This is a genomic window from Kribbella sp. NPDC050820, from assembly GCF_040653975.1.
Lineage (GTDB): Bacteria > Actinomycetota > Actinomycetes > Propionibacteriales > Kribbellaceae > Kribbella.
Genome location: NZ_JBFAHB010000004.1, coordinates 35,317 through 55,613, shown reverse-complemented (window position 1 = coordinate 55,613; position 20,297 = coordinate 35,317). Strand labels below are relative to the sequence as shown.

At 70.4% G+C, this 20,297-nt stretch carries 25 protein-coding genes; 8 read left to right on the top strand and 17 right to left on the bottom strand.

Annotated features, from left to right (window positions below):
- The first annotated feature begins 5 nt into the window (after positions 1-5).
- The 4 genes from AB0H36_RS05620 to AB0H36_RS05605 are packed head-to-tail and all read left to right on the top strand — an operon-like array spanning position 6 to position 2,926.
- Entirely contained in the window at positions 6-914 is a 909-nt protein-coding gene (locus AB0H36_RS05620; protein WP_360517026.1) for an ATP-binding cassette domain-containing protein, read from the top strand.
- Positions 911-1,672: an ABC transporter permease gene (locus AB0H36_RS05615; protein WP_360517023.1), complete on the top strand. Its 762-nt coding sequence runs from the start codon at positions 911-913 to the stop codon at positions 1,670-1,672. The genes AB0H36_RS05620 and AB0H36_RS05615 overlap by 4 nt, the downstream gene beginning before the upstream one ends.
- Positions 1,673-1,694: 22 nt before the next feature.
- Complete coding sequence (locus AB0H36_RS05610) at positions 1,695-2,396, top strand: hypothetical protein (RefSeq protein WP_360517020.1); 702 nt, start codon at positions 1,695-1,697, stop codon at positions 2,394-2,396.
- A gap of 5 nt (positions 2,397-2,401) precedes the next feature.
- A complete protein-coding gene (locus AB0H36_RS05605; RefSeq protein ID WP_360517017.1) occupies positions 2,402-2,926 on the top strand; it encodes a DUF1579 family protein in 525 nt (174 codons plus the stop codon).
- A 24-nt stretch (positions 2,927-2,950) separates the two neighbouring features.
- Here the strand turns inward: AB0H36_RS05605 and AB0H36_RS05600 are convergent, their stop codons facing one another.
- From AB0H36_RS05600 to AB0H36_RS05550, 11 genes are all read right to left on the bottom strand, one after another.
- Positions 2,951-3,361, bottom strand: coding sequence for a universal stress protein (locus AB0H36_RS05600; protein WP_360517014.1), 411 nt, complete (start codon positions 3,359-3,361; stop codon positions 2,951-2,953).
- The gene (locus AB0H36_RS05595; protein ID WP_360517011.1) at positions 3,358-3,969 is read right to left on the bottom strand and encodes a V-type ATP synthase subunit D; all 612 of its coding nucleotides are present in this window, start codon (positions 3,967-3,969) and stop codon (positions 3,358-3,360) included. Before AB0H36_RS05595 ends, AB0H36_RS05600 begins: the two co-directional genes overlap by 4 nt.
- The gene (locus AB0H36_RS05590; protein ID WP_360517008.1) at positions 3,966-5,345 is read right to left on the bottom strand and encodes a V-type ATP synthase subunit B; all 1,380 of its coding nucleotides are present in this window, start codon (positions 5,343-5,345) and stop codon (positions 3,966-3,968) included. Before AB0H36_RS05590 ends, AB0H36_RS05595 begins: the two co-directional genes overlap by 4 nt.
- A gap of 16 nt (positions 5,346-5,361) precedes the next feature.
- Positions 5,362-7,083, bottom strand: coding sequence for a V-type ATP synthase subunit A (locus AB0H36_RS05585; RefSeq protein ID WP_360517573.1), 1,722 nt, complete (start codon positions 7,081-7,083; stop codon positions 5,362-5,364).
- Positions 7,080-7,607, bottom strand: a complete 528-nt coding sequence (locus AB0H36_RS05580) for a hypothetical protein (RefSeq protein WP_360517005.1) — start codon at positions 7,605-7,607, stop codon at positions 7,080-7,082. Before AB0H36_RS05580 ends, AB0H36_RS05585 begins: the two co-directional genes overlap by 4 nt.
- Complete coding sequence (locus tag AB0H36_RS05575; RefSeq protein ID WP_360517002.1) at positions 7,604-7,825, bottom strand: hypothetical protein; 222 nt, start codon at positions 7,823-7,825, stop codon at positions 7,604-7,606. Before AB0H36_RS05575 ends, AB0H36_RS05580 begins: the two co-directional genes overlap by 4 nt.
- Positions 7,822-8,208 carry an ATP synthase subunit C gene (locus AB0H36_RS05570; RefSeq protein ID WP_360516999.1) on the bottom strand — a complete coding sequence of 129 codons (387 nt, stop codon included), beginning with the start codon at positions 8,206-8,208 and terminating at the stop codon, positions 7,822-7,824. The genes AB0H36_RS05575 and AB0H36_RS05570 overlap by 4 nt, the downstream gene beginning before the upstream one ends.
- The gene (locus AB0H36_RS05565; protein ID WP_360516996.1) at positions 8,205-9,524 is read right to left on the bottom strand and encodes a V-type ATPase 116kDa subunit family protein; all 1,320 of its coding nucleotides are present in this window, start codon (positions 9,522-9,524) and stop codon (positions 8,205-8,207) included. Before AB0H36_RS05565 ends, AB0H36_RS05570 begins: the two co-directional genes overlap by 4 nt.
- Positions 9,511-10,437 carry a hypothetical protein gene (locus AB0H36_RS05560; RefSeq protein ID WP_360516993.1) on the bottom strand — a complete coding sequence of 309 codons (927 nt, stop codon included), beginning with the start codon at positions 10,435-10,437 and terminating at the stop codon, positions 9,511-9,513. Before AB0H36_RS05560 ends, AB0H36_RS05565 begins: the two co-directional genes overlap by 14 nt.
- Positions 10,437-10,883, bottom strand: coding sequence for a hypothetical protein (locus AB0H36_RS05555; protein WP_360516990.1), 447 nt, complete (start codon positions 10,881-10,883; stop codon positions 10,437-10,439). Before AB0H36_RS05555 ends, AB0H36_RS05560 begins: the two co-directional genes overlap by 1 nt.
- A 124-nt stretch (positions 10,884-11,007) precedes the next feature.
- Positions 11,008-11,571 carry a hypothetical protein gene (locus AB0H36_RS05550; protein ID WP_360516987.1) on the bottom strand — a complete coding sequence of 188 codons (564 nt, stop codon included), beginning with the start codon at positions 11,569-11,571 and terminating at the stop codon, positions 11,008-11,010.
- A 146-nt stretch (positions 11,572-11,717) separates the two neighbouring features.
- Here AB0H36_RS05550 and AB0H36_RS05545 point away from each other — a divergent pair, with 146 nt between their 5' ends.
- Positions 11,718-12,134: a hypothetical protein gene (locus AB0H36_RS05545; RefSeq protein ID WP_360516984.1), complete on the top strand. Its 417-nt coding sequence runs from the start codon at positions 11,718-11,720 to the stop codon at positions 12,132-12,134.
- A gap of 36 nt (positions 12,135-12,170) precedes the next feature.
- On the opposite strand, the gene AB0H36_RS05540 is transcribed toward AB0H36_RS05545, so the two are convergent.
- The 5 genes from AB0H36_RS05540 to AB0H36_RS05520 form a co-directional block, all read right to left on the bottom strand.
- The gene (locus AB0H36_RS05540; RefSeq protein ID WP_360516981.1) at positions 12,171-13,355 is read right to left on the bottom strand and encodes an acyltransferase; all 1,185 of its coding nucleotides are present in this window, start codon (positions 13,353-13,355) and stop codon (positions 12,171-12,173) included.
- A gap of 76 nt (positions 13,356-13,431) precedes the next feature.
- Complete coding sequence (locus AB0H36_RS05535) at positions 13,432-13,803, bottom strand: hypothetical protein (protein WP_360516978.1); 372 nt, start codon at positions 13,801-13,803, stop codon at positions 13,432-13,434.
- A 98-nt stretch (positions 13,804-13,901) separates the two neighbouring features.
- Positions 13,902-14,954, bottom strand: a complete 1,053-nt coding sequence (locus AB0H36_RS05530; RefSeq protein WP_360516975.1) for an ABC transporter ATP-binding protein — start codon at positions 14,952-14,954, stop codon at positions 13,902-13,904.
- A 237-nt stretch (positions 14,955-15,191) separates the two neighbouring features.
- Complete coding sequence (locus AB0H36_RS05525) at positions 15,192-16,052, bottom strand: universal stress protein (protein WP_360516972.1); 861 nt, start codon at positions 16,050-16,052, stop codon at positions 15,192-15,194.
- 169 nt (positions 16,053-16,221) lie between these two features.
- A complete protein-coding gene (locus tag AB0H36_RS05520) occupies positions 16,222-17,046 on the bottom strand; it encodes a hypothetical protein (protein ID WP_360516969.1) in 825 nt (274 codons plus the stop codon).
- Between the two features lie 245 nt (positions 17,047-17,291).
- Here AB0H36_RS05520 and AB0H36_RS05515 point away from each other — a divergent pair, with 245 nt between their 5' ends.
- The 3 genes from AB0H36_RS05515 (at position 17,292) to AB0H36_RS05505 (ending at position 19,364) form a co-directional block, all read left to right on the top strand.
- Positions 17,292-17,876 (top strand): CBS domain-containing protein, encoded by a 585-nt coding sequence (locus tag AB0H36_RS05515; RefSeq protein WP_360516966.1) that lies wholly within the window; start codon positions 17,292-17,294, stop codon positions 17,874-17,876.
- A 29-nt stretch (positions 17,877-17,905) separates the two neighbouring features.
- Positions 17,906-18,787 carry a hypothetical protein gene (locus tag AB0H36_RS05510; protein ID WP_360516963.1) on the top strand — a complete coding sequence of 294 codons (882 nt, stop codon included), beginning with the start codon at positions 17,906-17,908 and terminating at the stop codon, positions 18,785-18,787.
- A gap of 88 nt (positions 18,788-18,875) precedes the next feature.
- Positions 18,876-19,364 carry a GyrI-like domain-containing protein gene (locus AB0H36_RS05505; protein WP_360516960.1) on the top strand — a complete coding sequence of 163 codons (489 nt, stop codon included), beginning with the start codon at positions 18,876-18,878 and terminating at the stop codon, positions 19,362-19,364.
- Positions 19,365-19,369: 5 nt separating this feature from the next.
- On the opposite strand, the gene AB0H36_RS05500 is transcribed toward AB0H36_RS05505, so the two are convergent.
- A complete protein-coding gene (locus AB0H36_RS05500) occupies positions 19,370-20,254 on the bottom strand; it encodes a universal stress protein (protein ID WP_360516957.1) in 885 nt (294 codons plus the stop codon).
- Between the last annotated feature and the right edge of the window lie 43 nt (positions 20,255-20,297).

Here is a 20,297-nt window from a genome sequence, read left to right as displayed (position 1 = left end):
CGGCGATGATCGGTGCCGCAGGTCAGATCGAGGTGTCGGGCCTGACCAAGGTGTTCGGGCCGGTGCGGGCGGTCGGCAACCTCAGCTTCGTCGTCGAGCCTGCGACCGTCACAGGGTTTCTCGGCCCGAACGGCGCCGGCAAGACGACCACGCTACGGTGCCTGCTCGGACTGGTCACACCGACCGCCGGTACGGGGACCATCGGCGGTCTGCGCTACGTAGATCTGCCGCATCCGTCGTCGACTGTGGGCGCCGTCCTCGACGCTTCCACGTTCCATCCCGCGCGCACCGGCCGGAACCACCTCGCAGTACTCTGCGCGGCGAACGGCTATCCGGTACGGCGTGCCGACGAGGTGCTCGACCTGGTCGGTCTCATGCCCGCCGCGAAGCACCCTGTGCGCGCCTACTCGGCCGGCATGCGCCAACGACTCGGCCTGGCGGCTGCGCTCCTCGGCGATCCCGGCGTACTGGTGCTCGACGAGCCCGCGAACGGCCTCGATCCCGAAGGCATCGCCTGGCTGCGCCGCGTCCTTCGCCGGATGGCCGCCGAGGGTCGCACCGTCCTGATCTCCAGCCACGTCCTGAGTGAGGTCGAGCAGACCGTCGACAACGTGGTGATCATCGACAACGGCACCTTGATCAAGCAGGGCAGTCTGACCGAGCTCGCCGATCGGCAGGGTGGCACGGTGCAGGTTCGCGGGCCCGACCTGGACGGGCTCGAGTCGGTGCTGTGCCGCCGGGCCCACGTGCAGCGTCATGACGGTGCGCTGGCGGTCTCCGGGTTGCGAGCAGCCGAGATCGGCCATCTCGCCTTCCTCGAACGGCTCGAACTGCACGAGCTGGCGCAGCAGCGCAGCGACCTGGAGGAGATCTTCTTCGCCCTGACCGGGGACGAGGTGGGTGCACGACCATGACCAAGCTGATCCGGGCCGAGTTCACCAAGCTGTTCACCACCAGGCTGTGGTTGTGGCTGCTGATCGGCGCGCTCGCGATGACCGCTCTGTTCACGAGCCTGACGATCGGGCTGGAAGGCCAGGCAGGCAACCCCGGTCCGCCGCTGGACTCTGCCGAAGGGCAGCGGGCCCTCTTCAGCGCCGGTGGCAGCGCCTCGGTCTTCACCGCCGTCCTCGGCGTCATCGCGATGACGGGTGAGTACCGGCACCGGACTGTCACTCCGACCTTCCTCGCCACACCGCGCCGCGGCCGCGTCGTCATCGCGAAGGTGATCGCCTATGCGCTGGCCGGTCTCGGATACGGCGTCGCCACCGTCGGCGTCTCGGTCGCGATCGCGGTGCCTTGGCTGGCCGCGAAGGGCATCGACATCGACCTGGCCGGCAACGGCCTCCCGCAGACGTTGGTCGGCGTATGCGTCGGTCTCGCGATCTTCACAGTCGTCGGTGTCGGCATCGGCGCGCTGGTCCGCAACCAGGTCGCCGCAGTGGTCGGCCTGCTCGTCTACTCGCTCGTCATCGAGTCGTTCGTCTCCGTGCTGCCGCACATCCGGGACTACTACAAGTACTTCCCCGGCGGCGCGTTCAACGGGCTGATCAACAACTACCAGCCCGACATCCAGTTCCTGGCCGCCTGGCAGTCCGGGCTGCTGCTGGCCGGCTACGGCGTGCTGTTCGCGGCGTGTGGCATCGCCCTCGCCGTACGGCGCGACATCACCTGATACCGACAAGAGGGGGCCCATCATGAGTACGACGACAACAAATCCACGGAAGGTGTGGTCCGCAGGACGGGTGATCACGCTCGTCCTCGGCATCCTGGTGGCGTTGATGTCCGCCTTCGGGCTGGTCGTCGGGGGCACGATGCTCTGGTTCGACCAGACCCAGCGCGACGGCGCCGGCTTCCTGACGTCCGACACCGTGTCGATCCGGACCGACGGCTACGCCCTGGTCAGCGAGGATATGACGATCGATGCGACTCCCGGCGTACCGCGTCGCCTGCTCGGTGACGCACGGCTGCGCGTCGAGGCTGCCGACGGCAGTCCGGTGTTCGTCGGCATCGCCCGGTCGAGCGACGTCCACAAGTACCTCGAAGGAGTCGCATACTCGACGGTCCGCTCGTGGTACGGCTCGAACAGCGACAAGTACGTCGACCATCGGGGCAATGCACCGGCGACGTCGCCGGGCGAGCTGTCGATCTGGCGAGTGCAAGCCGATGGCAGCGGGACGCAGTCGATCACCTGGCCGGTCGAAACCGGTGGCTGGACGATCGTCGTCATGTCGTCGGACGCGTCCGCCGGAGTCGACGTCCGGATGGACCTCGGCGCCACTGCACCGGCGCTCGACTGGCTGTCCATCGTCGTACTCGTGAGCGCCGGCGCGTTCTTCGTGCTCGGCGTGGTCGCGATCGTTCTGGCCGTGCCGCGGGCAGGCCGGCAGGCGGTGTGATCAGCATGGACACCCGGACAGACGAGCTGCCGAGGCCGCTGCAGCCCGGGCCTGAACTGACGGCGCTCGCACGCTTCCACCGCGACGTCACCTGGACCGGGACGATCAGGCCGGGGGTCTTCGGTCCTGACAGCCCGGAACTGACCGCGACCGGCCAGGGTGTGCACCACCTCATCCAGGACGGTCTGTGGATCGTCGGCGACTACTGGCAGGACCAGTTCCTTGCCGACGGCACCTTCGTGGCCCGCTGGCAGCTGCACTGGGTGGCCGGATGGGACCCACAGGCACAGGAGTACCGCGCCACTGTGGTCGACAACAACGGCCACGCCGAGGTCCTCCGTGGGCGGATCGACGGTGACCTGCTCACCTTCGAGTCGCTCGGGCGGCCGCCGGTCCGGCTCCGGATGTTCTGGCACCTGACCAGCGACACCGAGATGATCTGGCGCAACGAAGTCTCGGTCGACGGAGGCCCGTTCCAGTTGGTCGAACGCTACGTCTGCCGCACGAAGGCACCGGCTCGGCCGAACTGACGACGGAGCCGGGTGGGATCCGGGTCATTCGATCGGAGGTACGAGAAGCACGGGGATGTCGGTGAACTCCAGCAGATGCTGGGCGTTCACCGACCCGTGCGGTTCGCGGGCCAGCACGATCAGCTCGGCGCCACGGCGAGCGGCGACCGCGAGCACCTGCTCGGCGCCACGGCCGGAGAGGACCTCGGTCTCCGTCCGGAGTCCGAGGTCTGCGACCCGCGCGGCCACCCGCGACAGCATTGCGACCGCGCCTCGAGCCCGCCGCTCGGTCGCCTCCGGAATCGCCGCGGCCCGCAGCCTCGCGTCGAGCACATGGTCTTCGACGACCGCGACGAGCATGAGGTCGGCACCGACCGCCGCCGCGAGCTCGGTTGCCAGCTGCGCCGCTCGAAGCGACGCCGCCGAGTCGTCCACCACGACCAGCATCCGCCTCATCGTCGATCCTCCGTCCCGGTCCGGCTCGCCGCCCAGCGCAGCCGCACGTTCTCCTCGCGCTCGGTCTCGTCGAGGCGTTGTGACAGCTCCGCCAGCCGGAGCTCCAGCTTCGGGATCCATCGCAACTCGAGCGCCCGCTGCTGCTGGCGAGTCAGCGCCAACTCGGCGGCGACCAGGCTGACCGAACGCTGTGCCGCCGCGAGCCGGACCGCGGCGACCACGGCGGCACGATGCGCCTGCGCCGTATAGGCCAAGGCCGAGCTCCCGGCCGGCTCGGCCTGCGGCCCGAACCGGACGTCGGTCCGAGTCGGATGCCGGACGCCCATCGTGACCTCGTACCCGATCCCGACCTCGGTGGTTGCCCTCGGCGTCGATTTGTTGATGGCGCGGGTCCCGTCCAGCGCCGTAGCACGCCGCAGCCAGCCCGACGCTGCCCGGGCCTGCTCGTCGAACGCCTCGGCAGCCCGGACGGCGACCAGCTCGAGCCGTTCGCCCTCCGCGGCAAGCGCACGCTGCTTGCGGTCCAGCAAGGCGACCGCCCGCTGCGCCGTGGTCAGTCGGGCCGTCAACGCCAGCCGTGCGGCACGTCCGGTGGCCGGCCCGGTCATCGGGCGGCCCTCGGGAGATGCTCGGCGGCCAAGGCGTCCGACACCATCGTGAGCTCACGCCGCGGCAACACCGACACCGCCTGCCACAGCCGATCCAGGGTGTCGTCGAAGCCACGTGCTTCGTCGGCGCGCTGCCTCAGCAGGGAGTCCTCCAGCGCGGTGGCAAAGGTCAGGTAGGAACGGTCGGTCTCGCTGAGCGCACCCGCACCGATCAGGTCGGCCAAGTCGGTCGCCTGCCGGGCCCGCGCCAGCGCCGCAATGGCCTGTGCGGCAATGTGCAGATGGTCGTCCCGAGTCCGGCCAGGACCGGCGCCACTGCGCATCAGACGCGAGAGCGAGCCGAGAACGTCGAGCGGAGGATAGAGACCGCGCGCGTGCAGGTCCTCGGCCAGCACGATCTGTCCCTCGGTGATGTACCCGGTCAGGTCCGGGACCGGATGGGTGAGGTCGCCGGCGGGCATCGTGAGCACGGGCATGATCGTCACCGACCCCGGGCGCCCGCGGACCCGGCCGCACCGCTCGTACAGGGACGCGAGATCGCTGTAGAGGTAGCCCGGGTACGCACGCCGCGCCGGAATCTCCCGCCGCGCCGCCGCCACCTCCCGGACCGCGTCGCAGTAGCTGGTCATGTCGGACATCACCACGAGCACATGGATGCCCTCGTCGAACGCGAGATGCTCGGCAACGGTCAGCGCGATCCGCGGCGTCAGCAGTCGCTCGATCACCGGGTCGTCGGCGGTGTTGAGCAACATCACCAACTCCCCCTCGGCAGCGCGCGCCTCGAGTGCTGCCCGGACGAAGTCGATGTCGGCGTGCGGCAGACCCATCGCCGCGAAGACCACCAGGAACGGGTCACCGGACGCAGTGGCCTGCGCCGCGATCTGCGTGGCGAGCAGCAGGTGCGGCAGACCCGGCACCGAGAAGATCGGCAGCTTCTGGCCGCGGACCACTGTGGTCAGCGCGTCGATCCCGGACACCCCGGTCAGCACCGGCTCCCGTGGTGGTTCCCGGTGGACCGGGTTGAGCGGCCACCCGTTGACCGCAGCCGATACCGGCCCGAGAACCGGCGGGCCGCCGTCCAACGGCTCCCCGCGACCGTCGCAGACCCGGCCGAGCCAGCCACGACCCAGCGGAATCCGGAACGGGCTGCCGGTGAACTCGACCCGGCCCCCACCCGGACGCACGCCGCCGGTCCCTTCGAGCACCTGCAGCACGGCGAGATCGCCGGCCACCTCGAGGACGACGCCGTGGCGCTCGGAGCCGTCGTCGAGCCGGACCAGGGCGGACTCGTCCCAGCCGACGCCACGCACCTCGCGCACGACCAGCAGGGACCCGCGCAGCGACTCCACCGCGCCGTACTCCACACCCCTGTTCATCGGGGTCCTCGCTCGCTCATGGCAGCGCCTCCAACGCCTGCATGACCGCCGTCCGGCGATCGGTCAGATCCTCTGGTGCAGGGGCTTCCTCCCGCGCCCTGACCAGCGGACCGAAGTCGAACTCCTCGAGCTCGGTCGCGGTCACACCGCGGTCGACCAGGGTCAGGCAGCGCTCGACGACGTCCAGAACCAGTTGCAGCAGCCGGGCGCCGCGCTCGACGGAGCAACTGGCGTCGACCGGGCTCAGTGCACTCTGCGCCAGCACCGCGTCGCGGAGCAGCCGGCCACCGAGGATCGTCACGCGTTCCCGGCCCGGCAACGTCCTGGTGCCGACGATCTCGGCGAGCTCGGTCAGCCGCGCGGCCTCGGCGAGCAGTGTCATCGCCCGCGCACGTCGCGAGGCCCAGCCCGCGTTGTCGTTTGCGGCGTGCCACACCCCGGCGGCGCCGACGTCATGGGAGTACGACGCGGACCAGCTGACCGCCGGGTAGTGCCGCGCGTAGGCGAGATCACGATCCAGACTCCATACGCCCCGGACGAACCGTGCGGTCGCGGTCGTGACCGGCTCCGTCAGGTCGCCCCCAGGCGGCGACACGGCGCCGACCACGGTGACCGACGCCGTCCGGCCGCCGTCGGTACGGACCCTTCCGGACCGCTCGTAGAAGGCGGCGAGCGCCGAGGACAGGTCGGCCGGGTAGCCCTCCTCCGCGGGCAGCGCTCCGGTCCGGCTGGCGAACTCCCGCAACGCCTCCGCCCACCGCGACGTCGAGTCGGCAACGACCACCGCGTCGTACCCCATGTCCCGGAAGTACTCGGCCACCGTGATCGCGGTGAACACACTCGCCTCGCGCGCCATCATCGGCATGTTCGAGGTGTTCGCCAGGATGACGGTGCGATCGATCATCCGCCCGCCGGTGCGCGGGTCCGCGAGCTCGGCCAGTTCGCCGAGGACATCGGCCATCTCGTTGCCTCGCTCCCCGCACCCGACGTACACGATGACGTCGGCGTCGCACCACTTCGCCAACTGCTGCAGCAGGACTGTCTTGCCGGTGCCGAATCCACCCGGTACGGCGGTGCTCGAGCCGGCACCGATCGGGAACAGCAGGTCCAGGATGCGCTGTCCCGTGTGCAACGGCACGAACGTCTCCTCCCGGTACCTGTACGGCCGAGGACGGCGGATCGGCCACAGCTCGAACAGGCCGACCTCAACCTCGCCCACCCGGGCGACCGCCTCCCCCGCCGACACCTTGCCCGCACCGGCGAGGAATCTCAGCCGACCGTGCACGCCCGGCGGAACCAGGACCCGATGCTCTACCGCACCGGCGCCGGTCACCACACCGAGCACCACCCCTGGTTCGACCTGCTCACCGCTGACAGCACGGGGCACGAAGTGCCACCGGACCGCCGACGCAACGTCCGGAGACAGCAGCTGAGGGGACAGCCAGGTCGGTGCCGCCGACAACGGCCGCAGCAATCCGTCGAAGACCTGCCCGAGGAGGCCGGGCCCGAGCCGCGCCGACAGCGGACCACCGGCACGACGGACCGGGTCGCCGACCGTGAGGCCACCGGTGTACTCGAACGCCTGCAGCGTGACGGCCGTGCCGTCGATCGCGACCACCTCGGCCGGGATCCGGCGCGCACCCAACTCGACCACTTCGTACATCGACGCGCCCGCCACGTCGGTCGCCTCGACCAACGGACCGTTGATCCGGCCGATGCGGCCCTGCGACGACGTCATCGTGACCACAGCGCGGCCACCTCCGCACCCGATCGATCGACGACGCGTTCGGCCATGGCGGGCAGACTGAGGTCCAGCCTCCGGCTCCCCGCCGACGCCAGCACGCCGCCGTCCGGGCTGTCGGTCACCGTGGCTTCCGGGCCCAGCAGTTCCTCGGCGTGGGCTACCAGGCTCTTGCGGACGCGTTCGTAGTCCGGGCTCCCCACCAGCGCCACCGCGGCAACCCGGCAACGGCGCCGGAGCTCGACGTACAGCTCTCGCTGTGCCGCCAGCACGGTACGGCGCGCGTCCCGCCGGCTGTTCGCCATCCGCGCCGTGAGGACGGCAGTGGCCTCAGCCTCGCCCTCCAGACGGGCGTCAGCGACGAGTTCGTCCCCCGTACGTCGTGCAGACGCGAGCATTGCGTCCCGGCGGTCCTCGGCACCTCGCAGGACCGCGGCTGCATCCGCGCGCGCCGCGGCCCGCAACGCGTCGCGGACGGGATCCAGCGCGTGGTCGGCGATCGGGGGCAGCGGTCGGCTCATGGCGGCAGCACCACAGTCAGCACCGAAGCCGACGTCAGCGAGGGCGGACCGAGCGCTTCGGCCGCCGCCGGGGTGAGCAACACGACGCCCACGTCGGCGGGCAGCTCGTGCCACTGCCGACGCACCTCGGCCCGTGTAGTGGCCGTGAGCAACCGCACACCCACCAGCCCGTAGCCCGACGTGCGAATCGGCTCTCCGAGGACAGCGATCTGTGTCATCGCGCCTCGCCTACCAGAATGATGGCGACGATCAGGCCGTAGATCGCGATCCCTTCGGCGAGTCCGACCACCACCATCGCGCGACCGAACAGCTCCGGACGTTCGCTCATCGCGGCCAGCGCGGCGGCACCGGTGTAGGCGACCGCGACGCCGGCGCCGATCGCCGACCCGGCCACAGCGATCGCGGCGCCGAGCAGCGCGGATCCGTTGGCCGTCTGCGCTGCGGCCCGCGGCGCGCCAGCCACCTCAGGAGCGCCTGCGGCGAACCCCCAGTCCGCGGTCACGATCGCGATCAGCAGGACCACTGCGACGGTGAGCAGCACGATGTTCGCCACAGTCAGCAGAACGGCCGACCATGGATGGCGGCGAAGGAAGTCCCTCACGATGTCACCTCCAGTTCCTCCGCGGGCAGCCGCCACGGACGGAAGGGCCGCCCGTCCGCCTCGAAGACCCGGGAGAACAGCTCGTAGTACTCCAGACGAAGCGCCTGAATGCCTGCCACCAGCGCCTCCAGCGTGAACGCAACGGCGGTACCCACGACCAGGACCAGTCCCGCACCCAGCCGGCCGGACGCCGACCCGCTGTCCCACAAGGCGACCGCGCCCAGCCAGACGATCCCACCGAGCGCGGCATGCGTCAGGCCGAAGGCGGCCAGCCGGGCGAAGGAGACGACGTTGGAGCCGAGCCGGACGACCACGTCGAACAGTTCGACCGTTGCCTGCAATACACCGGCCGCGCCGCCACCGGACGCGGCCAGCAGTCCGGCGAAGGTGAGCACCAGGCCGGCGATCGCCAGCAGGACTGCGGCGATCAGCAGTCCGCCGTTATCGAAGTAGACTCCGCCGACAGTCCCGGCCAATGCGATGAACAGCAGGCTGCCCGCAACTCCGGTGCGCGCGTAGAGGGCGTATCCCCAGCCGCCCTCGCGGAACCGGTTCACGATGCCCAGTCCGTACGCGCCGCCGAGCAACGCGGCCCCGACTCCGAGCGCGGTCAACAGCAGGGTGGTCACGTCATCCACCGGCGACAACCACACCACGGGCACCAGACCGGTCGGCCCGAACATCTCGCCGTACAGGAAACCGAAGACCACGCTCGTGGCACCGGCGCCGGCGAGGAACGGCCAGGCCGGCCGGAGCTTCGCGAGCCGCGCGACACGGCCGCTCCGGACGAGCAGCGCGCCGAGCAGCAGGAGCAGACCATGGCCGACGTCACCGAACATCATGCCGAACATCGCCACGTACGCGACTCCGGCGACCAGCGACGGGTCGACGTCGGCGTACGGGACCGTGGTGTAGGTCTGCACGATCAGCTCGAACGACCGGCCCGTGCCCTTCTGCCGCAACAGCGTCGGTGGCTGGACGCCGGGCGGGGGTGGCAGCGGTACGGCGGCCCCGCCGACTGCGACGACCGCATCCGTCAGGTCCGGCAACGCCGCCGCCGGTGTCCAGCCCAGCATGGCCGTCACAGGACCGTGTTCGACCGCTTGCGCGGTGCGCCGGCGCAGTTCCAGTTCGCGGGCCGACCAGTCCGGCTGCCGATTCCCGACGACCGCGAGATCGACCTCGGACCGGACCGGGTCCAGCTCGACCAGTCCGGACGAACTGACCTGCTCCAGCAGTTCGCGAAGCTGGTCGACCGGTACGACCAGCGCGACCCGCTGCATCCGGACCGGCCGTACGGCGTCACGCCAGGACATCGAGCACCTCCCCCGGGCCGCCGCCGTACGCCGCGTCGCCGAGAGCGACACGTGCCCGCCAGCCATCGACCGCGAGGACAGCCACAGCCCCCAGGAACGGGTCCACGCCAGGCGTCCCGCGCCGTAACAGGCGGAAGCCGTCCGACTCGATCCGAAGCGCCAGACCGGTCTCCGCCCGCCACAGGCTCACCGGGGAGTCGACTCCGTCCAGAGCCCAGCGTCCAGCGACCGGCAACGCTGCGCGCAGAGCGGACACCGATCGAGCCTGCGTCCAGTCCGGCCCAAGCAGCGGCGCCGCGGATCGAACCAGCCACTCGACCGGACCAGTCGTTGCCACAAGCAACTGCTTGGCGACCACCAGGGCCGCAGCACCGGTCGCCCATTCGAGGGCTGCCGGAGCCTCCGCCGCGACCATCCGCAACCACCTCAGGGTGAGCATGTCGTGCAGCGCCTGCAGCGAACCGTCACCGGGGTCACCCCACGGCGAAGCTCCGAGCGCCGAACCGAGCTCGATTGCCGATGTCGTTGCCGCGATTCTCGGCCAGGACAACGCGAGGCTGCCGAGCTCGTAGTACCGCTGCGGCCGGCCGGGCTCGGCGAGAGCTCGTGCATGGACCTCGATGTTCGCGCACTCGTACCGGCCGCCCAGCGCCCGCGCCAGACCGACCGCCGACCTGGGCAACCAGCCCGACAGGACCCGCAGTTGCCACAACTCCGCGGCCGTGATCAGCCACTCGGCGTCCGGCAACGACGTGCCGGGAGCGGCCGCCCGGGCGTACGCCGTGCCGTCGAGCAGGCCGAGGGCATCGGCGAAGCTGGGCGCGAGCGCGATGCGCCGGGCGGCGCCGGCTCCGATCCGCCGACGTGCCATCGCCTTCGCCCGGACGGTGGCGGCGACCCAGCCCGCGCTCATCAGCCGGCTCCAGCAGCGTCCGCATCGGCCAGGATCCGGTCGACGACCAGGGCCACCACGCCGTCCATGCGCTGCAGCCCTTGTCTGGAGACCAGATCCGCTTCCGCCGACGCCGCCGCGAGCGTCTGGTCCACTGCGGCGTCCCCTCGGGCCCGAACAGCCGCAGCCGCGTCGGCTCGCTCACCCGCTGCCCGGGTTCGGGCGTCCGCAATCGACCCGGCCGCGTCACGCTCCGCGCCCCCGGCGATGTCAGCCGCCTGCTGCGCGGCGCGGGTGCGGATCTCCTGGCACTCGATGATCACCTCGTCGAGAGCGGCGAAGACGGCGACGAGTTCGGCGGGCACGCCGGAGGGGTCGTCCGCAGGGACGCCGACCGGCCCCGCACCGCCCGGTGTGCCGACGGGACGAAAGCGACGCAAGCGGTCCAGCATGACGCTCACAGCCATCCCCCCATCCGGTTGTTCGAGTGGCCGGCCTAGCACGATCGTCACCGCGTTCCGGTGGGTGTTCCCAGGGCCCAAGGTCCCGTCTGTCACCGCAACCGACCCGCGGATCCGGCGGGATCCTTGGTCAGGTCGTGGCGGCCACCTGCCACCAGGGTTCCTGGTCAGTCGGCTCGACCGCAGTCAGGACGCCGGGGTCGGCGAACAGTTCGTCTCGTCGCAGGCCCGGGACCACCTTGTAGTGGATCGAGCCCTTCACGGAGACGAGCTCGAGAATCCGCCACAGCGCGCGGGCATAGGCTTCCGCTCGGTCCGGGCCGTCCCATTCGTAGAGACCGCGGTACGCCCCGGACTCGTCGTGGGCCAGCCACAGCTTGGAGACGAATCCGTCGAAGCCGACGAACAGCGGAGTGTTCAACCAGGACTCCCACCGGAACGCGGTGTGTCCCCAGCCGCGCACGCCTCGCAGCCGGAACGTGACCACGAGGACGCACGGATCGGCAACCGGCCGCTCGACCACCGTCTCGCGGTAGACCCGGCCATGCGATCCGTCGGCGAAGGTCAGCCGCCGATCGAGGTTCTCGTGCGGCAGGTGGACTCGCCGTCGCGCCAGCAGCACGACGGTGGACGCGACACAGCGCGCGACCCGCCCGAAGGCGGTGGCCCGGGGCAACGGACCTTGTTCGGCCATCACATACCTCCTCAGGCGACTCGTGCGTGTCCAGCATGACCGCGTGGACACAGGCCGAGCAGGGACCAATGTCCCGGTCTTCGGGACATTGGGACCTGCAGGCCGGCCCACGATCGGATGACGGTGAAACTGGGAGGCTGATCGTGATGGCAACAACTCCGCAGACCGAAGAGACCAACGCCGCGATGGCTTGGCGAGCGATCTACTGGGGCTTCGTCGCGTTGTTCGGCGTGGGCGCGTTCGTCCACATCGGGCTCGCGCTGTTCAGCCCCGAGTCCTACGAGCCGTTCGCCGACGAGGCACTGTTCGGCTGGGTGTACGACGCCTGGCAGAACGTCTTCCTGGCCTCACCGACCCTGTGGGCGCTGCTGCTGGGCACCGGTGAGCTCCTCGTCGCCGTACTCCTTGTTCGCTCGCGGCGCATCGGCTACGTCGCCGTGGTCGTCTTCCACGTCGCGCTGATGCTGTTCGGCTGGGGTTTCTGGCTGTGGTCCGTGCCGGCGCTCTGCTTCGCCGTACCCGCGATGGTCCACGAGTTCCGCACCCCGCAGCCAAACCGATAGACCGAACCGCCGACCGTCGCTCGCCTGCCGCCGGCCTCACAGTACCTTGGCGACGCCGGGAGCTCGGCTGATCAGGAACCAGGCCGCCAGGTACGAGCCGGTCACGGCGCCGAGGGCGACAATCAGCGCCTTGGCCTCGGCGGGCAGGTCGAGCGGGCGCAGCGCGAGTGCCAGTCCCAGCAGGAAGAGTGTCTGGAGCATGAAGGCGCCGTAGGCGCTGCGGCTCAGACGCTGACCCCAGCGATACGGGCGATTCAGCCGGTGTTGCGCCACGCTGAGCAGCCAGACCGACCCGAAGACAGTCAGTACGGCGTCGACGACAGCGAACACCGCGGCAGGCCAGTGCCAACCGCCCAGCACCTCGTCGACAGGCCGACCGGCGGAGACTGTCGCCAGCAGCGCCGCCATCGCCACCACGCCCGCCAGGGTCAGCGTCCGGCATCGGCCGGCAAGCTGTTCCGGAACCGCGGTCAACCACCCCTGACCCGAGGCGGCAACACCGACGGCGAAGGCGGTGATGCAGACCGGCCACTCCCAGAAATTCAGGTCCGTGACGCCGCTCTCCGAGCCGTAGGGATAGATCAGCCTGATCGCGAAGGAGGCCGGCGCCACGACACCAGTTGCCAGCAGCAACGTGCGCAGGGTGATGCGACGGTGGCCCTGACCATGGCCATGGCCACGGCGCCGGCCGGCCCAGCCGGCGTACCCGAGGGAGAAGATCAGGAGTACGCCGACGAACCACAGCGGCCCGGTGTCGAGTCGGCCGGCGGCCAGGTACTCCGCCCAGAACGATCCCGGTGCACTACCCAGCGGGTGGCGCAGTGCATAGGCGAGTGCGGGCTGCACGAGGAGGACGTACAGCCCGAAGGGCACTCCCAGGCGCAGCAACCTGTCGCGGACGAATCGTGCCGTCCCCTTGCGCTCGAGCGACGGCGCCGTGAGGAGTCCGGCAACCAGGAACAGGAGCGCGATCAGGAAGAACGCGAACGGACTCAACAGCACGAGCAGCACGATCTCGGTCACCGGCGCGAGGGTGACCTCCCGCAGCTCCGTGTAGGTCCACGCCTCCAGGGTCGAGTAACCGAGCACCGCGTGGATGACGATGATCGCGGTGATCAGTGCGACCTTGAGATTGTCGAGGTACGGCCGGCGCGTAGATGTCCAGTCCTCGAGCGAGACGCGGTCCCGCGAGGATGTCTGCCCTTCGAGGTGCGCAGCCATGACACCTCCGGTTCCCACGAGGTCCGGCCGGTGCGGCGGCGTCGCGTCGCACCGGCCGTTGCGGGGCACGGCTGGATCAGACCGGGTGGCCGGCGCGGTCCAACCAGCCGGCGTGGTCGATCAGCTCAATGGCCAGAACGACCAGGATCGACCCCATGAAGATCGCCAGCAGCACCTCCGCCGCGGCGGTCTCCGCAAGGGCCAGTGCGACGACGCCCAGTCCGATGGACACCGCCGCGATCCCGATCTCGATCTTGCCGAGCCGATCCTGCTTGGTGCCGCTCAGCAGCACCCCGAACGCCAGGACGCCCAGCAGCAGCCCAACCGCGGCCATACCACGGGCATCCTCCACGAACGGCATGTCGCCGTCGATCAGGTAACCGACGTACGGGATGCCGATAGCGACGACCAGCAGCGTCGCCACAAGATCTCTCGCCTTCAGCTTCATCAACCTCACCTCCTTCCCGCACCTTCACCGTCCGCCCGCAGGCATCCGGCAAGCAGGGCCGAAGGTCCGCGTTCGCGCCGCGAACGACCCCCGCATGATCAGGCAGAGGACGCTGCGACGAACTCGGGTCCGGCGCCCCGGCTCCTGGCCGCAGCCTTCCGGCGGGCGGCCACACCCGGTTCGTTCGCCACCGTCACGCCGCCGAAGACCGCGACCGCGTGGAGGTTCAGGCGAGCGGCGTCGGCCGGCAGGCGGTCCACTGATCCGCTCAGGTCCTCGACGCCGCCGAAGACCGACCTACCGGACAACGCCAACCGCCACCGGGCCGGCAGCAGGACCTCGATCCCACCGCAGGACGGAGGGCTCCAGCACGCGAACGTCGTGGCGCTTCGGTGCACCGCGACGCCGTACCGGACATGAGTCACTCGGTCTGTGCTCTGCGAGGGCGAAGCACCACAGTCAGCGGTCGGCTCCGAAGCGGGGGCGGGGGTGGACCGGCGGGCGAAGGTCGTGGTGCGGTCGGCGTACTCCGCGGCCTCGGCCGCAGTGGTCACAGTGATCAGGACCGCCGCGCCCCAGGCCGCTGCCTCGCGCAGCAGCTTCCCCAGCGCCAGCCGGCCGGGCGCGTCGAGCTCGGCAGTAGGGTCGTCCAGCACGACCACTTCCGGACGGTGCATCAGCGCTTGTACGACGCCCAGCCTGCGCAGCTGTCCCCGGCACAACTGGCCCATCGGCCGGTCCAGGTCCAGGCCGATCCGTTCGGCCAGCTCCACGGCGTACGACGCCGAGCAGCCCCGCACCGCGGCACAGATGTCGAGCACGTCGCGCGAGCTCAGCGAGCCCATCGTCTCCAGGTCCTGGATCAGGAAGCCGATCCGGCACTTCAGCTCAGCGTGATCGTCCACAGGGTCCAGGCCCAGCACTCGGGCGGTCCCGGCGGCCGTTGTCGCACCGACCAGCACCCGGCTCACCGTGCTCTTGCCGGTGCCGTTGGCGCCCAGCAGGGCGACGATCTCGCCGCGGCGAACCCGAAGCTCGTCGAGCTCGACTCCGTGCACCGACAGCTCACGAACCACGATGGCCGGGTGCTGCGCCCTGTCGGTTGCGTCCTGCTCGATGCTGTTCATCGCCCTCTCCCGTCGGTCGATCATGAGACCGAGTCTTCCGCTCAGGGAGTGACGCAGGACACAGTCATCGGGCCCCAACTCGCCAGGCCCCAGGACCCGCGGCCGGCCCCGCCGCGGGGGCCCTAGGTCCCGCTCTGTCCGGGCCCGCAGCCGACTCCGATCGTCCCGAGACAGGAGTCGGTGCCGTGCGGCCGGTGAGGTCACGGCCGCACGGCACCTTCGGCTGGAGATGCGCGCCCCTCAACGCTCTTCTCCAGCGGATCAGGAGTCGTGAACCACCGCCACCGGGCAGCTCGCGTGGTGAAGAACACCGCGTGCGACCGATCCCAGCAGCATCGGTGACATCCGGTGCCGGCGGTGACCACCCACCACCAGCAGCGGTGCGTGAGACTGCTCGGCCGCAGCGACGACGCGGCCGACCGGATGCCCGCGAACGGCCACGGTCTCGATCGCGAGGTCGGGATACAGCCGCCGCCAGTGGTCGGCGGCAGCGTTCACCACCCGCCGGGCGCCGTCAGCCCATTCGTCCTCGATCCGGGCGACCACCGCCGCGTCCGAGCTGTAGATGTTCGGCAGGTCCCAGGCGTGCACCATCCGCAGCGGAATGTGCCGCTCGACAGCCGCCGTCGCCGCGAACTCGATCGCGGCGTGCTGCTCGTCTGCCTTGCCGATGGCGACCACGACTGGACCGGTCCGCTCCTGCGTCTTCCAGTCGGCGGGCACGACCACCACCGGAACCGTCGCCGCATGGACCAGTGCCTCGGAGGTCGAACCGACCAGGAGGCGCTGGAACGTACCCATCCCCCGGCGGCCGACGACGATCATCGAGCCGTCTGCCCCCGCCTCGGCCAACCGCTTGGCCGGCGACCCGGCCGTCAGGTCCGCGTCGACGTCCAGGTCGCCACCTCTGGACTTCAGCTCGCGCCGGACGTCTTCGATCAGCTCCGTCGTCTGCGCGTCGACCACAGCCGGCTCCCAGTACGACGTCGGCCGCAACCGTTCGTCGAAGACGTGGATCGCTCGGAGGGGCTCGCGCCGGAGGTTCGACTCCTGCAGAGCCCACTCGAACGCCCCGGTGTCGCGCCACGAGTGGTCCACCCCGACATAGATCGCACTGTTCATGCCGATCACCGCACCCACGGCGTGCGCCGAGCGAAACTGGCGGTCATGATCGCTTCCTTTCGGTCGGGAAACACCTCGATCGTGGCGTCGGCGCCGCGCGTCCGGCAGGGGCCGGAGTCACCAGCGGCAGTGCCGAAGGTCCCTGGCCGCCCGTGGCGCAGCGCGAGGCTCAGTCCAGCAGGACGTCGCTGATCGGCCGGCGCGGAACCGGCGGGGTCGGCGGGCCGTAGCCGAGACTGATCACCGCTTGGGGCCGCCGCCAGGTACCCAGCGGGTCGTTGATGAGCCAGCGGAGCACTTCGTGCTCGATCGCCTGGTTCAGGACCGAGGTCGAGACACCGCGACCGGTCGCCTCGAGCAGAATCCGCTGCATCGCCTGCCCCGCTCGCAGCCACTCGTCGGGGCCGTCGTACCGGGTGGACAGCACCGCGAGCTGTGGGTCGTGCTCGAACGTCGCCAGCATCCTCCTGGTGGCGTCGGCGGAGCTTTCCACCTTTGTAGCCAGTCGCAACCACTTCAGCCGCGCGGGCTGGTTCAGCCAGTCCAGCTCGGCACCCTCGAGCCGCGCGCTGAACTCCAGCAGTGTGCGCACGTCGCCCGGGAGCCGCCGCTCGTCGTACGGCTCCCGGTTGGTCCGGCGCCGCACGACGTACGGCGCGAGCGGCCCCAGCTGCTCGACGTCCGGACCGCCCGGAGAGAGGTCGAGCTCGGCGACCAGGTCCGGGCGATGCCGGTCGCTCACGCTGCGGACCACGGCGGTCAGGCCCAGCCGGGCGGCGGCCACCCGGAGGTTGAAGATCGCCGCGCCCAGGGCGAGGAACAGCATCCGGCCATCCGGGTCCTCTGCCGGCTGCTCGCGCGCCCGGTCCCGGTGGACCTCCACCTCCCAGCCCCGGAAGCGGAACTTCCACGGCTGGGAGTTGTGCAGGGACGGAGCCGCGACCGCTGCCCGAAGCAGCTCGTCGCGCTCCTGCTCGCCCAGTCCCACCGTCATGTCGGCTGCCTCCGCTCAGGCTCGTGCCGTCACGCGTGACGATGACCGTCGGCAACGGGGTCCGGCCAGGGGCGAAACGCACAGCAGAACCAGGACCTTGGTCGTCCTTTGAGCGTCCTCACGCCGGTAGCGGACGGGCCGGCAGCCGGTCGCCTGCTGGTCCCCCGGCGGTGAGGACCTTCGGCTCTGACCGGCACCGCGCAGTCGGCCTGCAATGGAGGTAAGCGAAGGAGAAGGTGAGAACAATGCTGATCAGGGACCTGATGACCACACCTGCGGTCACGGTGCTGAGCGAGACACCGGTCAGCGAAGCCTTGCGGCTGCTGGACCAGAACAAGATCACCTCAGTGCCGGTGGTCGACCGCAACGGCGCACTGATCGGTCTGCTGAGCGAGGCCGACCTGATGCAGGACGCGTTGCTGCTGTCCGACCGGTTGCCGTCTGCTCCGATCACGGTGTCGGCCGCCAGCCGGCGGCGCCGGGTCGTCGATGTGATGGCCCACCTGGTGATGAGCGTGCACCCCGACGACGAGCTGGACGACGCGATCGACCTGATGCGATCGACGATGGTGAAGAGCCTGCCGGTCGAGGAGGCGGGCAGGGTGGTCGGCGTGGTCAGCCGAAGCGACATCATCCACCTCCTGGCGACCCGCGAGGACCGGATCAGCGCCGACGTCAACCAGGCCCTGAGCCAGCGGAATCCCAGCTGGCACGCGGAAGTCGACGGCGGAGTCGTCAAGGTCACCGGCCCCGCGACCGACCACGACCGCCGCCAAGCCAGGGCCGTCGCCGACTCCGTCCGCGGCGTCGTCGCCGTACACATCGCCTGAGCAAGCGATCCGACTGGCAGGAGGAGAAGATGACAACAGCCAGCACCGGGTCAGGTGGATCCTCTCCTGGGCCCGATGAGCGGAGGCTACGGCGGCTGCGGACCATTGCGGCTGTCGCGATCAGTACGACGGCCGTCCTGGTGGCCGCCCTGGCGATCGTTCTGCTTCGTGGTGACGAAACCGTGCAGCCGGGTGGGCCGCCAACGGGGACAGCCTCTCCGGCGCCCACCGTGACGACCAGCAGGACACCGAGCGCGACACCGAGTGCCACGCCGAGCACTCCGGCGCCGACGAGCTCCACCCCGGTCACGTTCGAGTACCAGCCGCTGTGGCCGTTCGCTTCGATGGCCGAGGCGCAGGCCTGGCAGGAGGCGTATCGGTCGGGTGGCCATCAACCCTGGCACCTGGACGCCGGCCGGACCGCGCTGGCCTCCACCACCGGCTACCTCGGCTTCACCGAGATCGATCGGGTGGTGTCCCGGTCGGTGCGAGGCTCCGAGGCCTGGGTGGCGGTCGGGTACCGCGATCCGAACGGGCAGCTCAGCGTGGCCGCCGTCCTGCATCTGGCCCGGATCGGGACCGGTGCCGACGCACCGTGGGAGGTCGTCGGCAGCCGCGACACCACGCTGACCGTGGAGCGGCCGGCGTACGGCGCGAAGGTGACCTCACCGATCACCGTCGGCGGCCGGATCACCGGGGTCGACGAGTCGATCGTGGTCGAGGTGCGGCAGCCGTCGAGCGAGCAACCGATCGGCCGGGCCCCCGCCCTACCCGCCGGCGGCGAGAACCAGCCGTGGTCGACGAGCGTCAGCTTCCGCGGCGCGACCGATCCGGCCCTGACCATCGTCGCGTTCACCGGTGGACATCTCCAGCGCGTCGAGCGCTTCGCCCTCACCGGCACCGAGAACTGACCATTCCCGCCGAAGGACCCTGCCGGGTCGGGACCGCTGCCGCTGCCTCAGGTGGGCCGGTCGGCACAGCCTGAAGGTGGAGGAAACCATGCGTATCGAGTCGCGGACTGTTCCCGCACAGCACATTGCAGTCATGAAGGCGACGCTGGATCGCGAGGAGCTGGGTTCCTGGATCCCGGCCGCGTTCGACCGGGTCGTCGCCTACCTGCGTGCCATCGGCATCGCCCCGCGCGGTATGCCGGTCGCCAGGTACCACCTGTTGCCCGACCACAGGTTCGACGTGGAGGTCGGGTTCCCCGTCGACGCGCCCGTCGCGGGTGACGAACACGTTGAGCCTTCCGTCCTTCCGGGCGGTCGCGTCGTGGTCGCCTGGCACATCGGCCCGTACGAGCGACTGGGCGAGACCTACGAGGCCGTGGACGAGTGGCTGAAAGCCCAGGACGGCGTCCGCACCGGTGATGCCTGGGAGGTCTACCACGACCCGCCGACCGACGACCCACAGTTCTGGCGGACCGAGGTCGTCCAACCGTTCACCCCCGCGGCGGTCGTCCCTCACGATCCAGTGGCCAGCACCTGACGCTGTCAGCGGCCTGCAGGTTCGTGTACGACGGCGACCGGGCGGGTTGCGTGCTGCACCACACCGCGCGCGACCGAGCCGAGCCGCATGGCGGGCAGTCGGCGGCGCCGCTGACTGCCGACGACAACTAGTTGGGCATCGTGGCGCTCCGCCGCCCGGACGATGCAGTCGACCGGGTGGCCGCGCCACACGTCGACGTCGATCAAGACATCCGGGTACTTGGCGCGCCACTGCTCCGCGATCTGCTGGAACGTCCTGCGGACATCCGCTTCCCACTCCGCGGCCAGGCCTGACGAGTTCACCGCCTCCCAGCTGTACATGTTCGGCAGGTCCCAGACGTGCAGCAGCCGCAGCGGCACATTCCGCTCGGTCGCCTCCATGACCCCGAACTCCATCGCTGCCTGATCATCACCCGACTCGTCCACCGCGATGACGACCGGCCCGTTGTGGTCCGCAGCCTTCCACCGATCCGGAACGACGACGACCGGCACCGTCGCCGCCGCCGTCACGGCCTCCGACGTCGATCCGATCAGCAGCCGCCGGAAGGCGCCGATTCCGCGCCGGCCGACGACCAGCATCCGGCTGCCGGCGGCCCTCTTGACCAGGGTTTCAGCCGGTGGCCCGACGACCAGATCCATCTCGTGGTCGAGTGTGCTCGGGCCGCTGTCGAGGTAAGCCTGGACCTCGCCGGCCAGGTCCATCGCCGCGTCGTCGATGACGTTCGGTTCCCAGTACGGCGTCCGCCGTACCCGCTCGTCGATCACGTGGACCGAGTCCAGTGGCTCGTGCCGCAGCTCGGCCTCCTGCAGTGCCCATTCCAGTGCGCCGCTGGTGCGCCATGAAGCGTCGAGTCCGACGTGGATGACCGGTCTGACAGGTGCAGTGCTCATAGCAGATGCCTCTCCTTCGTTCTCATCTCGATCGTCCGGCCGG

Bases quoted from the DNA above. Each gene is read 5' to 3' on its own strand.
- AB0H36_RS05620 (WP_360517026.1), top strand. From the start codon at position 6: ATGATCGGTGCCGCAGGTCAGATCGAGGTGTCGGGCCTGACCAAGGTG.
- AB0H36_RS05615 (WP_360517023.1), top strand. From the start codon at position 911: ATGACCAAGCTGATCCGGGCCGAGTTCACCAAGCTGTTCACCACCAGG.
- AB0H36_RS05610 (WP_360517020.1), top strand. From the start codon at position 1,695: ATGAGTACGACGACAACAAATCCACGGAAGGTGTGGTCCGCAGGACGG.
- AB0H36_RS05605 (WP_360517017.1), top strand. From the start codon at position 2,402: ATGGACACCCGGACAGACGAGCTGCCGAGGCCGCTGCAGCCCGGGCCT.
- AB0H36_RS05600 (WP_360517014.1), bottom strand. From the start codon at position 3,361: ATGAGGCGGATGCTGGTCGTGGTGGACGACTCGGCGGCGTCGCTTCGA.
- AB0H36_RS05595 (WP_360517011.1), bottom strand. From the start codon at position 3,969: ATGACCGGGCCGGCCACCGGACGTGCCGCACGGCTGGCGTTGACGGCC.
- AB0H36_RS05590 (WP_360517008.1), bottom strand. From the start codon at position 5,345: ATGAACAGGGGTGTGGAGTACGGCGCGGTGGAGTCGCTGCGCGGGTCC.
- AB0H36_RS05585 (WP_360517573.1), bottom strand. From the start codon at position 7,083: ATGACGTCGTCGCAGGGCCGCATCGGCCGGATCAACGGTCCGTTGGTC.
- AB0H36_RS05580 (WP_360517005.1), bottom strand. From the start codon at position 7,607: ATGAGCCGACCGCTGCCCCCGATCGCCGACCACGCGCTGGATCCCGTC.
- AB0H36_RS05575 (WP_360517002.1), bottom strand. From the start codon at position 7,825: ATGACACAGATCGCTGTCCTCGGAGAGCCGATTCGCACGTCGGGCTAC.
- AB0H36_RS05565 (WP_360516996.1), bottom strand. From the start codon at position 9,524: ATGTCCTGGCGTGACGCCGTACGGCCGGTCCGGATGCAGCGGGTCGCG.
- AB0H36_RS05560 (WP_360516993.1), bottom strand. From the start codon at position 10,437: ATGAGCGCGGGCTGGGTCGCCGCCACCGTCCGGGCGAAGGCGATGGCA.
- AB0H36_RS05555 (WP_360516990.1), bottom strand. From the start codon at position 10,883: ATGGCTGTGAGCGTCATGCTGGACCGCTTGCGTCGCTTTCGTCCCGTC.
- AB0H36_RS05550 (WP_360516987.1), bottom strand. From the start codon at position 11,571: ATGGCCGAACAAGGTCCGTTGCCCCGGGCCACCGCCTTCGGGCGGGTC.
- AB0H36_RS05545 (WP_360516984.1), top strand. From the start codon at position 11,718: ATGGCAACAACTCCGCAGACCGAAGAGACCAACGCCGCGATGGCTTGG.
- AB0H36_RS05540 (WP_360516981.1), bottom strand. From the start codon at position 13,355: ATGGCTGCGCACCTCGAAGGGCAGACATCCTCGCGGGACCGCGTCTCG.
- AB0H36_RS05535 (WP_360516978.1), bottom strand. From the start codon at position 13,803: ATGAAGCTGAAGGCGAGAGATCTTGTGGCGACGCTGCTGGTCGTCGCT.
- AB0H36_RS05530 (WP_360516975.1), bottom strand. From the start codon at position 14,954: ATGATCGACCGACGGGAGAGGGCGATGAACAGCATCGAGCAGGACGCA.
- AB0H36_RS05525 (WP_360516972.1), bottom strand. From the start codon at position 16,052: ATGAACAGTGCGATCTATGTCGGGGTGGACCACTCGTGGCGCGACACC.
- AB0H36_RS05520 (WP_360516969.1), bottom strand. From the start codon at position 17,046: ATGACGGTGGGACTGGGCGAGCAGGAGCGCGACGAGCTGCTTCGGGCA.
- AB0H36_RS05515 (WP_360516966.1), top strand. From the start codon at position 17,292: ATGCTGATCAGGGACCTGATGACCACACCTGCGGTCACGGTGCTGAGC.
- AB0H36_RS05510 (WP_360516963.1), top strand. From the start codon at position 17,906: ATGACAACAGCCAGCACCGGGTCAGGTGGATCCTCTCCTGGGCCCGAT.
- AB0H36_RS05505 (WP_360516960.1), top strand. From the start codon at position 18,876: ATGCGTATCGAGTCGCGGACTGTTCCCGCACAGCACATTGCAGTCATG.
- AB0H36_RS05500 (WP_360516957.1), bottom strand. From the start codon at position 20,254: ATGAGCACTGCACCTGTCAGACCGGTCATCCACGTCGGACTCGACGCT.